The organism is Massilia sp. IC2-278, assembly GCF_020708045.1.
Lineage (GTDB): Bacteria > Pseudomonadota > Gammaproteobacteria > Burkholderiales > Burkholderiaceae_D > Telluria.
Genome location: NZ_JAJFES010000004.1, coordinates 92,763 through 104,650, shown reverse-complemented (window position 1 = coordinate 104,650; position 11,888 = coordinate 92,763). Strand labels below are relative to the sequence as shown.

9 protein-coding genes are annotated in these 11,888 nt (G+C 68.3%); 4 read left to right on the top strand and 5 right to left on the bottom strand.

Features of this window, described 5'->3' with window-relative positions; translation table 11 throughout:
* Positions 1-123: 123 nt before the first annotated feature.
* Positions 124-2,751: an EAL domain-containing protein gene (locus LK540_RS10375; RefSeq protein WP_229437225.1), complete on the top strand. Its 2,628-nt coding sequence runs from the start codon at positions 124-126 to the stop codon at positions 2,749-2,751.
* Here LK540_RS10375 and LK540_RS10370 read toward each other — a convergent pair.
* The gene (locus LK540_RS10370; protein ID WP_229437224.1) at positions 2,748-2,930 is read right to left on the bottom strand and encodes a hypothetical protein; all 183 of its coding nucleotides are present in this window, start codon (positions 2,928-2,930) and stop codon (positions 2,748-2,750) included. The genes LK540_RS10375 and LK540_RS10370 overlap by 4 nt on opposite strands.
* Positions 2,924-3,724, bottom strand: coding sequence for an MBL fold metallo-hydrolase (locus LK540_RS10365; protein WP_229437223.1), 801 nt, complete (start codon positions 3,722-3,724; stop codon positions 2,924-2,926). The genes LK540_RS10370 and LK540_RS10365 overlap by 7 nt, the downstream gene beginning before the upstream one ends.
* Before the next feature lie 106 nt (positions 3,725-3,830).
* Between LK540_RS10365 and LK540_RS10360 the strand changes: the two genes are divergently transcribed.
* Entirely contained in the window at positions 3,831-4,202 is a 372-nt protein-coding gene (locus LK540_RS10360; protein ID WP_229437222.1) for a hypothetical protein, read from the top strand.
* Between the two features lie 16 nt (positions 4,203-4,218).
* Here LK540_RS10360 and LK540_RS10355 read toward each other — a convergent pair whose 3' ends face one another.
* Positions 4,219-4,590 (bottom strand): YbaN family protein, encoded by a 372-nt coding sequence (locus LK540_RS10355; RefSeq protein ID WP_229437221.1) that lies wholly within the window; start codon positions 4,588-4,590, stop codon positions 4,219-4,221.
* A gap of 231 nt (positions 4,591-4,821) precedes the next feature.
* Here LK540_RS10355 and LK540_RS10350 point away from each other — a divergent pair, with 231 nt between their 5' ends.
* The gene (locus LK540_RS10350) at positions 4,822-6,714 is read left to right on the top strand and encodes a diguanylate cyclase domain-containing protein (protein ID WP_229437220.1); all 1,893 of its coding nucleotides are present in this window, start codon (positions 4,822-4,824) and stop codon (positions 6,712-6,714) included.
* A 45-nt stretch (positions 6,715-6,759) separates the two neighbouring features.
* On the opposite strand, the gene LK540_RS10345 is transcribed toward LK540_RS10350, so the two are convergent.
* A complete protein-coding gene (locus tag LK540_RS10345) occupies positions 6,760-8,043 on the bottom strand; it encodes a cytochrome P450 (RefSeq protein ID WP_229437219.1) in 1,284 nt (427 codons plus the stop codon).
* 405 nt (positions 8,044-8,448) lie between these two features.
* On the opposite strand from LK540_RS10345, the gene LK540_RS10340 reads away from it, so the two are divergent.
* A complete protein-coding gene (locus LK540_RS10340; protein WP_229437218.1) occupies positions 8,449-9,447 on the top strand; it encodes a homocysteine S-methyltransferase family protein in 999 nt (332 codons plus the stop codon).
* Positions 9,448-9,524: 77 nt separating this feature from the next.
* Here LK540_RS10340 and LK540_RS10335 read toward each other — a convergent pair whose 3' ends face one another.
* Positions 9,525-11,822, bottom strand: a complete 2,298-nt coding sequence (locus tag LK540_RS10335; protein WP_229437217.1) for a CHASE domain-containing protein — start codon at positions 11,820-11,822, stop codon at positions 9,525-9,527.
* Positions 11,823-11,888: the final 66 nt, after the last annotated feature.

Here is an 11,888-nt window from a genome sequence, read left to right as displayed (position 1 = left end):
CCCGGCCTACCCTACGTGCTTATCGGAAATATTTTGATCTGCCTCAAGAACTGATCCGTTTATCTGCGTCATCCTTGCGTTCGCTCAATGAATGCAAGCCGCGTCCCGCCGACGCCCCCACCGATGACCAGAAAAAAATTCGACGTCGACGCCATGACCGACCTCATGGCGCCGGACTCCGCCACTTCCGCGCAATACCGCGCCTACCTCGAATTCACCGAACACGACGCCCGGCTGCTGCGCGACGTCCATCCCTACCTGCAGGCCCACCAGAGCGGCATCGTGCTGGCCTTCTACGAACACCTGCTGCGCTTTCCGCGCCTGCGCCGGCTGCTCGACGACCGCTGCGCCTTTGCCCGCCTCAAGCACTTGCAGGCGGAATACTTCCACAGCCTGACGGCCGGCGACTACGACGGCAACTACGAGCGCAACCGCGTGCGCGTGGGACTGGTGCACCAGCACATCGGCCTGGAAATCCGCTGGTACATCGGCGCCTACCGCAAGTACCTGGCCGAACTGGCGCCGGTCCTGCAGGCGGCCCTGGCCGCCACGCCCGAGCGCTACCAGCCGACCTACGACGCGCTGCTGAAACTCATGTGCCTGGACATGAGCCTGGCCCTCGACACCTACGAACAGGCCGGCCGCCTGGAACTGTCGGGCCTGAAGAATTATGCCGAACAGGTGCTCACCAGCCTGCCGTCCGGCGTGATGGTGATCGATACCGCGCGCCAGGTGCGCACCATCAATCCGGCGATGTGCGCGATGCTGGGCGTGCCGGCGCCGGCCGGGGATAGCGACGTCGGCGACTTCCTGCACCTGCCCGGGCTGTGCGAGCGCATCGACGTCGGCCTGCGCGCGCCCGACTACAGCGAGGAGCTGATGCTGACCCTGCCGGCCGAGCTGCCCATGCTGGAGCCGCGCTACCTGCGCTGCGCCCTGTCGCGCGCCTGGCTCGACGGCGAAAACCTGCTGCTCCTGATCGCCGAGGACCTGACCGTGCCGATGCGCGCCAAGGCCGCCCTGCGCGACAGCGAGGAACGCTTCCGCATCGCCTTCGACCACGCGGCGGTCGGACTGGCCCAGGCCGCGCGCGACGGGCGCTGGCTGCGCGCCAACCGCAAGTTCCAGGACATCGTCGGCTACAGCGAGGAAGAATTGAAAACCATGAGTTTCCGCGACATGTCGCTGGAAGGGGAAATGCTGGCCAGCGAAGCCTCGCTGCGGCTGTTGCTGGCAGGCGAGATCCCGAGCTATGCCATCGAGAAGCGCTACGTGCGCAAGGATGGCGAGCCGGTGTGGGTGAACGTGGCGGTGTCGCGCATGGTGGCAAGCGATGCCGAGGTCAATCTCATGATCGTGGTCGAGGATATTTCGCGGCGCAAGCAGTACGAGCACGAGCTGCGCCACATGGCCAGCCACGACGTGCTCACGGGCCTGGCCAACCGCAGCCTGCTGATGGACCGCCTCGACCAGGCGCTGGCGCTGGCGCACCGCTCGCAGCACCAGGTGGCGATATTGTTCATCGACCTCGACCGCTTCAAGACCATCAACGACAGCCTCGGCCACGAGGCGGGCGACCACGTCATCGTCGAGGCCGGGCGGCGCCTGGCCGGCATCGTGCGCGAGGGCGACACGGTGGCCCGCCTCGGCGGCGATGAATTCGTGGTCCTGATGCCGGACATCCCCGAATGCAGCGCCGCCGCCGTGCTGTCGGCGAAGTTGCTGGAAGCCTTGCTGTTGCCGATGAACGTGCTTGGCCACGAATTCTCGCCGGTGGGCAGCATCGGCATCAGCATCTACCCACGCGACGGCGTCGACAGCAATGCGCTGCTGAAGAATGCCGACGCCGCCATGTACCGCGCCAAGGAACTGGGCCGGGGCAATTTTCAGTTCTATACCGAAGAAATGAATGCGCGCACCCTGGACCGCCTGCGCATGGAAAGCGGCCTGCGCCGTGCGATCGAGCGCCACGAGTTCGTGCTGCATTACCAGCCGCAGATCGACCTCGCCACGGGCGTGCAGGTTGGCGTCGAGGCGCTGCTGCGCTGGTGTCCGCCGGGCGGCGAGCCGGTCGGGCCTGCCGAGTTCATTCCGATTGCCGAGGAGACCGGACTCATCGTCGAGATCGGCGCCTGGGTGCTGCGCGCCGCCTGCGAGCAGCTGGTGGCCTGGCGCGAGGCCGGCCTGCCGCCGCTGACCGTCGCCGTGAACCTGTCCGCGCGCCAGTTCCACCAGCAAAACCTGGTCCAGCTGGTGGGCCAGATCCTGGCCGAAACCGGCTGCGACGCCGCCCAGCTCGAGCTGGAAATCACGGAAAGCGTGGTCATGGCGGACCCGGCCGGCGCCACCGCCACCCTGCAGGAACTGGCCGACATGGGCGTCAGTCTGTCGATCGACGACTTCGGCACCGGGCACTCCAGCCTGAGCTACCTGAAGCGCTTCCCGATCCACGCCCTGAAAATAGACCGTTCCTTCGTGCGCGACCTGACCACCGATGCCGACGACGCCGCCATCGTCTGCGCCGTTATCGCGCTGGCGCACACCATGCAATTGAAAGTGATCGCCGAGGGCGTGGAAACCGAGGAGCAGCTGAACTTCCTGCGCGAGCACGACTGCGACCAGTTCCAGGGCTTTTTCTACAGCCCGCCGGTCAGCGCCGAACGCCTGCGCCATGCGATGGAAAGGCGCAGCCGCGCCCACCTGCGCACCTTCGTCGGTCCATCGACGCGGCTGCGGCTGGCGGGAAATTAACGCGGCGGCGCTTGCGGGCCGGTTGGCGGTGCGGCCGGCACCGGTGCCAGTTCGCCCTGCCGGTCGAGCGCATAACGCTCCAGGTCGCGCGCCAGGAACAGCCGGCCGGCATAGGCCGCGCGCGCTTCCTGTTCGATCTCGCCCAGCTCGTGGTAGCGCGGGCTGAAGTGGGTCAGCACCAGGTTTGCAGCTGCACTTCGCGCGCGAAGTCGGCCACCCTTTTCGCCGAGCTGTGCATCGGGGCGGGGCCGACCTTGTCCAGGATCGCCTCGGTATAGGTGGCTTCATGGACCAGCACGTCGGCGCCGGCTGCCGCGTCCGCCAACAGCGACGGCGTGTCGTTGTCGCCGGCGACGATGAGCTTGCGCGGCTTCCTCGGCTGCTGGACGTAGTCGGCGCTGCATACTGGTTTGCCATCCGGCAGCACGATGTCCTGGCCCGCCTGGAGTTGTCCCCAGCCGGGGCCGGAAGGAATGCCGTCGCGGCGCAATTTGTCGATGTCGAGCCGGCGCTCGACCTGCTTTTCGGTGAAGCTGTAGGCAAAGGTCGGCACCCGGTGCGACAGTTCGGTGGTGCGCACCGCCAGCTCGGGCAGGGCGTCGATGTCCATCGCTTCCTCGACGTCGATGAAGTCGATCGCATACGGCAGGGCCAGCTCGGTGGTCTCGCGCACGGCGTTCACGAAGCGCCGTACCGAGGGCGGGCCGACGACCAGCAGCGGCGCGGTGCGGTTGAGCAGGCCGGCGCTGGCCAGCAGGCCGGGCAGGCCGTAGCAGTGGTCGCCGTGGATGTGGGTGATGAAGACCGCCGTCAGGCTCATCAGGGAGTAGCCGGTGCGCAGGATGCGGTGCTGGGTGCCCTCGCCGCAGTCGACCAGGACCCAGGACCTGGCCCCGGTGCGCAGGGCCAGGCCGGTGACGTTGCGGGCCCGCGTCGGGGTGCCGGCCGAGGTGCCGAGAAACTGGAATTCCATTGCCGCTCGCTGTTCGTGGATATCGCTTACGATTATCAAGCAAAACCGGCGGCACGGCCTTGCACGCCTGGCTTGCCACGGCAACCCGCGACAGCGAAAGGAATCCATGCATCTACGCAACAATGAACTCGACGAGGCCTGCATGGCGCTGGCGCGCCTCCTGCTGGCACGCCACAACAGCGTATCGCACGACATCCTCGATACCGTCACGACCCGGCTGCTGCAGGATGCGGCCCGGCATGCCGACTACGTGCAGCAGCTGGGGCGCGACCCGAACATGGTCACGCGTGCCGTGCTCTACCTGAACGATACCCATGCCCATCCCGATTTGGGCAGCGATACGGCCTGGTTCCAGCCGATGCTGGAGTGTTTGCTGGAGCTGGCGGCGCCCAGCCTGGCGCTGTCGGGCGCCGGCGCGGCTTTCCTGCGCGATGTGGAAGAAGGCGTGGCGCAGTCGATTGCCGACAACGACGCTTAGTTAGCGCTGACTCAGCTCAGCTGCGGCTGGTGCGCAGGGTCGGCAGGTAGCGCCACAAATACAGGCTGACGCTGGCGCCGATCAGCACCAGCGCCACGCGCAGGCCCAGGTGCTCGAAGCGCAGGATGGCCACCAGCAGCGAGCTCCACATCATTACTGAGGCCACGATCTTGGCGCGCAGTGGGATGCCGTTGCCGGCCTCGAAGTTGCGCAGGTAGACGCCGAACACGCGGTGGTTCAGCAGCCAGCCGTGCAGGCGGTCCGAACCGCGCGCGAAGCAGGCCGAGGCCAGCAGCAGGAAGGGCGTGGTCGGCAGCAGCGGCAGGAACAGGCCCAGGATGCCGAGCAGCACGGCCAGCACGCCGATGATATTGAAGAGCAGTTTCATGGTGGGGAAGAGTATTGGCCCCATTATGCATGACCCGGCAGCGATGAAATAATATTTCGTCAAATACGGCAGTTTGAAAGAAAATTTCATTCTATTTACATCATTCTCGGCCATAAACAGCCTCGAACCACCTGTTTTGCTTGCCGCTGGGATACTTCAGCTATAAAATTTGCATGTAATTTTTCGTAACTCTCGTCCAGCAGCCTTCAGCTTGCCGGGGCGCACCCGGCCATGTCCCACCAGTTCGACACCTCGCTGCGTTTTGTCCGCGCCGCGCGCGCCTATTTCCATGGCCGCGTGCTGCTGCGTCTCGCCGTGTTCCTGGCGCTTGCCCTACCGCTGGCCTGGCTGGCGATCCATCGCGCCCATGTCGAGCTGCGCGATACCGCGCACGAGGAAAGCAGCCGCAACGTCCAGAACCTGTCGCACGCCTTTGCCGAGGAAGTGCGCTCGACCGTGACCTCGATCGACCTGTCGCTCAGCCAGCTGCGCCTGAGCTGGCTGCGCAATCCGGCCCAGTTCGGAGCCATCGTCGCCGAACTGAATACCCATTTGCAGGGCCAGCTGCTGGTCAACGTGGTCGTCACCGACGCGCGCGGCATGGCCGTGTTCTCGAGCGCCGGCAAGCTCACCACCCCGGTCGACCTGAGCGACCGCGACTACGTGCGCGCCGCGCTCGACAGCGGCGGGCGCGACCAGCTCGCCATCGGCCAGCCGCGCAAGGGCCGCGTCACCGGCCTGTGGTCGGTGCAGTTCTCGCGGCCCATCGTGCGTGCCGACGGCAGCCTGGCCGGCGTCATCGTCGCCGGTGTGGCGCCGAATTATTTCTCGCGCTTCTACGACAGCATCGACCTCGGCACCGATGCCTCGATTACGCTGGTGCGCAGGGACGGCATCGTGGTGGCGCGCACCACGCGCAACCCGCATGCCCAGGACAGCGGCCGCCTGCTGACGGGCGCGCCGTATGCGCCGGGCAGCGGCCCCTACGGCAGTTTCCACCGCGTCAGCCGCCTGGACGGCATCGAGCGCTACTACGGCTGGCGCACCCTGCCCGAATACGGGCTGGTGGTTACGGTCGGCCAGGCGGTGAAGGATGCCCAGGCGCGCTACGCCGGCCAGCGCACCTTGCTGCTGCGCGTCGGCACCGCCGTGTCGCTGCTGCTGGTGCTGGGCGGCTGGATCGCGCTGACGGCCTCGGACAGCCGGCGCCGCGCGGTGGCGGCGCTGGCCGCGGCCGAGGCGCGCTGGCAGCTGGCGCTGAACGCGGCCGGGGAGGGCGTCTGGGACTTCAGCTTTGCCAGCGGCATGATCACGCTCTCGCCCAGCGCCCAGGGCATCGTCGACGCGCCCGGCGTGCTGCTGCCGTTCGACCGCGGCGCCTTCCGGCGCATGGCCCATCCCGACGATACCGAAGGCGTGCTGCGCGGGCTCGACGAGCATCTGCAGGGCGCCACGCCGCACTACGCCGGCCAGTACCGCACCCGGCTCGGCAACGGCAACTGGCGCTGGATCCTGGTGCGCGGGCGCGTGGCCGAGCGCGCACCAGGCGGACAGCCGCTGCGCATCGTCGGCACCGTGGCCGATATCGACGCCCGCAAGCTGCAGGAAGACGAGATCCGCCACCAGGCCCACCACGACATGCTGACCGGCCTGCCGAACCGCCTGCTGTTCAACGACCGCCTGCGCCAGGCCCTGCTGGCCGCCCAGCGCGAAGGCAACAAGCTGGCGGTGCTCTTCTTTGACCTCGATAAATTCAAGCCGGTGAACGATACCCATGGCCACGCGGTCGGCGACTTGCTGCTGCAGCAGGTGGCCACGCGCGTACGCGGCGCCCTGCGTGCTTCCGACACCCTGGCGCGCATCGGCGGCGACGAATTCGTGGTGCTGCTGCCGCGCATCGGCACCGCGCCGGACGCGCGCCGCGTGGCCGAGGAGATCCTGGCGGAACTCAACCGCCCCTTCGTCAGCGAAGGCAGGACGCTGGAGATTTCCGGCAGCATCGGCGTGGCGGTGTATCCGGACAGCGGCGTTAGTGCGGAAGCGCTGATGCGTAGCGCCGACGGGGCGATGTACGACGCCAAGCTGCAGGGCCGCGCCTGCGTTGCCGAACGCACGCGCGCCTGATGTGCGCGTGGTTCGGAGCCTGATTCGGGCCTACGAAATAGGCTCTTAGCGCGCCGGCCGCAGCGCTTCCATCACGAAGCCGCTGTTCGGTAGCGTCGGCATGCGCGCCAGGTTGATGCTCAGGTCTTGCGGCGGCACCTCGTAGGCGATCTCGGCTGCCAGCAGGCGCAATGTCGCCTTCGTGATTTCCACCGTCACCATTTCGCCCGGGCAGCGATGGCCATGTGCATAATCGCCGCCGCCCTGGGCCACCAGGTTGTAGCCGTTTTCCGCGCCGCCCTCGAAGCGTTCCGGACGGAAGACCTCGCCGTCGCTCCAGCTGCTCGGATGGCGGTTGGTGCCGTAGATGTCCAGCAGCACCCAGTCGTTTTTCGCGAAATGCAGGCCTTCCCAGTCGAAGGCCTGCAGCACGCGTCCGCCGATGGCCGGGAAGAAGGGGTAGAAGCGCCGCACTTCCTGCACGAACATGTGCAGGGCAGCATCGTCGCCGCTCGCCAGGCGCGTGCGCCATTCCGGGAACTGGTGCAGGGCCAGGGCGCCGAAGACGATGTAGCGCGCCACCGCCACCACCGGACGCAGGATGTTGATCAGCTCGACCGCCGCATGCTCGGTGGACAGCACTTCGCCGTCGACATCGACATGGAAGGCGATTGCCGCCACCGGGCTGTCGGGATCGACCGGCGCGCCCAGGCGGATTGCCTTGATGTGTTCGCAAGCCCATTGCTCGGTATGGCGGCGCAGGGCCTGGCCCATCCAGTTGCGCGGGCCGACGGCGCCGGCGCCGTCGATCATGGCCGAGAATTCGGCGGTGCGCAGCACCATGTCGTCGGCGCTGTGCAGGGGCACGCCGGCCCAGGAGCACGCCGCGCGGCACAGCACGGCCTGCGCTTCCTGGATCAGCACCACCTGGCGCGTGCGCGCCCAGCGCCAGAACTGGGCGCGCCATTCGGCTTCGACGATCTCCACCAGGCGCGCGCGCTGCTCGGGCGACTGCAGGCGCATCATCAACGCCTTGCGTACGCGGTGCGCCTCGCCGTCGAGGCCCTGGGTGCCGCCCTTGTCCTGCAGCAGGGTCAGCGCGGTCGGCGGGATCGCGCCCTTGCGCGTGAAGCGGCCGGGCTGGTAGAACATGCGCGCGGCAGGCTCGCCGCGCACGCAGACCACGCGCTTGAGCATCAGGCGGGTGCCGAAGATGTCGGACCCCAGCTCGTCGCAGCGGTTGCCGATGAAACGGTAGCCCTCGCCCAGGAGGGCAAGGGTATTGTCGAAGCCCTCTGCCTGGGGGATGGCGCGGTGGACCGTCAAGGCGGGCTGACTGAGCTCGTGCATGGCATTCTCCTTTACCCGCCGAGTGTGCCAGAGCCCGGCCGCGCGCAATGTGCGCCAGCGCCCTTATGGCCGGGATTGACGGGTGAACGCAACGGTTTGGTGGGGCTCGCGTGTGCGGATGGACACGGCAAATGCTGCGGCGAAACGCGTAGGGTGGACACCTGTGTCCACGCGGTATGGCACCGTTGCATGTCGAAACGCATGCACCCGTCCGCGCGCGTCCGATCGATGGCGCGTTTGTGCGGACGGTGAGACAGCGTGGACACAGGTGTCCACCCTACCAAGGCATTCATGCCGCGTACCAGCCCACCTTGCGCGATGTCAGCCGTGCTCCATACCCTTGCGGGAACCGCGCAAGCACTCGCGCATTCCAAGCATGAAGCAATCCTCTCCAGGAGACCCCTCATGCATTCCGCCCGCTACCGCAAGCGCCTGCCCCAGCTCGGCGGGCGGCTGTTCCTGTCCGATGCCGGGCTGGAAACGATGCTCAGCTTCCAGCAAGGGTACACGCTGCCCTCGTTCGCCTCCTTCGTGCTGCTGCGCGAGGCGCGCGGCCGCCAGGCCCTGCACGACTACTTCGCGCTGTTCGCGCGCATGGCGCACGAGCACGGCCTGGGCGCGGTGCTGGAAACGCCTACCTGGCGCGCCAACCGCGACTGGGCGCGCACCCTGGGCTACAACGCGCTCGAACTGGCCGAGGCCAACCGCGCCGCGGTCGCCCTGCTGGCCGAGGTACGCGAGGAGTGGGACAGCCCGTCCACCCCGATTGTCATCAGCGGCAACATCGGCCCGCGCGGCGACGGCTACCGCGCCGACCGCCGCATGCCCGCCGGCGATGCGCGCGACTACCACCTGGCCCAGGTCGCCACCTTCGCCGGCACCGAGGCCGACATGCTCGGCGCGTTTACCATCACCTATCCCGAGGAAGCGATCGGCGTGGTCGACGCCGCAGCAGCCTGCGACATGCCGATCGCCATTTCCTTCACCCTCGAGACCGACGGCCGGCTGCCCTCGGGCGACGCCTTGTCCGACGCCATCCTGCGCACCGATGCCGAAACCGGCGACTACCCCCTCTATTACATGATCAATTGCGCCCACCCGAGCCACGTCGAACCCGCGCTGGCGGAGGATGGCCCCTGGCGCGAGCGCATCCATGGGCTGCGTGCAAATGCCTCGCGCCGCAGCCATGCCGAGCTCGACGAGGCGCTCGAACTCGACGACGGCGACCCGGAAGCGCTGGGCGAGGAATACCTGGAACTGCGCACGCTCCTGCCGCAGATGAATGTGGTGGGCGGCTGCTGCGGCACCGACGAGCGCCACGTCGAGGCGATCGCGCGCAGCCTGGAGCGATCCGCGCCGCAGCCAATACAGGGCAAGCCCCAGCCGAGTGCACCGCGGCCGTGATGGGACTGCGGGTCAGCCATGAAGCGCGGCTGTGATGCGGCCATGAGCCAGCTGTGAAGCCGCTTGATGCGAAAGGCTCAGGCGCCAGCCGCACCGGTCCCCGCAGCGGCCTCGTCCGTGCAGCGCGGCAAATAGATGCTGACCGTCGTGCCTTCGCCGGGCACGCTCGACAGCCGGATGTGCCCGCCGCTCTGCTTGACGAAGCCGTGCGCCATCGACAGGCCGAGCCCGGTGCCCTTGCCCTCGGGCTTGGTCGTGAAGAAGGGCTCGAAGGCGCGTTCCATCACCTCGGGCGGCATGCCCTGGCCGGTGTCGGACACCGCCACCAGCACGTAGTCGCCGGGCAGGATTTCCGGGTCGGGGCCGGCGCCGTCGATGCGGACGTTCTCGAGCCGGATCGTCACCCGGCCGCGGCCGTCCATGGCGTCGCGCGCATTGATGACCAGGTTCAGCAGCACGTTTTCCAGCTGGTTCGGGTCGACCAGGGTCGGCCACAGGGCGTCGCCGCCGCCGCCGTCATGCCCGGCGGCGCCGCTGCGCGCAATCGCCACCGCTTCGCCGGCGGCGCGGTGCAGCAGACTGTCCATGCGGTCGAGCAGGCGGTCGACCTGGACCAGGCTCGGGTGCAGCGGCTGGCGCCGCGCAAAGGCCAGCAACTGCGCCGCCAGCCTGGCGCCGCGCTCGACCGCGTCGAGGATGCCGTGCAGGCGCTTCTCGCTGTTGTTGCCGGTTTTCAGCATCAGCTGGACGTTGGCGCTGATGATGTGCAGGATATTGTTGAAGTCGTGGGCCACGCCGCCGGTCAGCTTGCCCACCGCTTCCAGCTTCTGCGAGCGCGCCAGCGCCGTGCGCGCTTCGTCCAGGCGCAACTGGCGCAGCCGTTCGCGTTCCTGCGCCGCCTTGCGCGGGCGCAGATCGCGGACGAAAGCGCTGGCGCCCTTGCCGACCTCGAGCGGCAGCAGGGCCACCACGATCTCCACGGGAAGAAGGGCGCCGTCGCGCGCGCAGGCGTTCAGCTCGGCCGGCTGGCCGGGCACGATGGGCTCGCCGTCGGCGGCGCGGAACTGGGCGAAACCCTGGGTGCCGGACAGGCGCGCCTGCGCCGGCAGCAGCAGGGCGCCGGCATCCTGGCCGATGGCTTCCTGCGCGCTCCAGCCGAACAGGGCGGCGGCCTGGGCATTCCAGTCGGTGATGCGGCCGTCGGCGTCGAGCGCGACAAAGGCATCGTAAGCGTTCTGCAGGATCACGTGCATGCGCGCCTGTTCGGCTTCGATGCGCTCGTAGGACTGGCGCAATTCCAGCGTCATGGCGCGTGCCAGGTGCACTGCGCGGCGCCGGGAGCCGGCCAGCAGCAAGACCACCAGTCCCAGCAGGAAAGCCAGGCCGATGCCGGTGACGGCGATCACGCGTGGGCGGCGGGTGTCGAGCCGGGCTTCGAAGCTGGGCGCCGAGGTGATTTCCAGCGTCCAAGGGCGGCCGGAAATCGTCGCCTGCATCGTGCGCCGCAGCAGCGGGGCGCGCCAGGCGGCCCGGGCCTGGGTACGGAACAGCAGGTTCGCCGGCGCCGCCTGCGCGCCGTCGTAGATCGCCACCTCCAGGTCTGCGGCATGGGCGCCGCCGACGCCGCGCATCAGGTCGTTCATGCGGAAGGGCGCATACACCCAGGCGACGATGGCGGCGCGGCGCTGATCTAAGGTCGTGGCCGGCATGCCCGCGCGGTAGACCGGCAGGTACATCAGCACCCCGGCCTGCGGGTTGCTCGCTTCCTGCACCAGCACCACCTTGCCCGACAGCGCCGCCAGGCCGCTGTCGCGCGCGGCGGCCATGGCGCGCCGGCGCACCGGTTCGCTGTACATGTCGTAGCCGAAGGCGCGCAGGTTGCGTCCAGTAAAGGGTTCGATGTGGGTGATCGAGCTCAGCACCGGGCGGGGACCGTCGGGGTGCACTGCATAGCCGGGAAACCCCCGGCCGCGCATGGCCGCCTCGTGGGCCGCCAGTTCGGCAGGCTCGACGATGGTGGCGATGCCGAGCGCTTCGATACCGGGAAAATGTTCCTGCAGGTTTTGCAGGCGGAAGTAATCGGCGAACGCCTCCCGGTCGACCTCGGCGCTGCCGCGCATGAAGCCGCGCGCGCCGCGCAGCACCTGTTCATAGACCGCCATGCGGCGCACCGTGGCGGTGACGAGGTCGTGCGCGCGGTAGTCGAACTGGGCGGCCAGGTCGGCCGCCGTGTCGCGCCGCGCACCGCTCCAGGCGGCCCAAGTCACCAGCAGCGACAGCGCGAACACCAGCCCGGCCAGCATCAGGGGCCCCCATCCCCGGCGCGCCGGTGCGCGAGGGATGGGGCTGGGCTGGTCGGGGTCTGGACGCTGCATGTAGTGGCTGGCCGTGCGTCCGTCTGGACGAGTGAATGAGGTTTCCGGGTGCCGCTAGCATACGCA

Coding starts and splice junctions, on each gene's coding strand:
- LK540_RS10365 (WP_229437223.1), bottom strand. CDS start 3,724: ATGGAATTCCAGTTTCTCGGCACCTCGGCCGGCACCCCGACGCGGGCC.
- LK540_RS10375 (WP_229437225.1), top strand. CDS start 124: ATGACCAGAAAAAAATTCGACGTCGACGCCATGACCGACCTCATGGCG.
- LK540_RS10335 (WP_229437217.1), bottom strand. CDS start 11,822: ATGCAGCGTCCAGACCCCGACCAGCCCAGCCCCATCCCTCGCGCACCG.
- LK540_RS10340 (WP_229437218.1), top strand. CDS start 8,449: ATGCATTCCGCCCGCTACCGCAAGCGCCTGCCCCAGCTCGGCGGGCGG.
- LK540_RS10345 (WP_229437219.1), bottom strand. CDS start 8,043: ATGCACGAGCTCAGTCAGCCCGCCTTGACGGTCCACCGCGCCATCCCC.
- LK540_RS10360 (WP_229437222.1), top strand. CDS start 3,831: ATGCATCTACGCAACAATGAACTCGACGAGGCCTGCATGGCGCTGGCG.
- LK540_RS10350 (WP_229437220.1), top strand. CDS start 4,822: ATGTCCCACCAGTTCGACACCTCGCTGCGTTTTGTCCGCGCCGCGCGC.
- LK540_RS10355 (WP_229437221.1), bottom strand. CDS start 4,590: ATGAAACTGCTCTTCAATATCATCGGCGTGCTGGCCGTGCTGCTCGGC.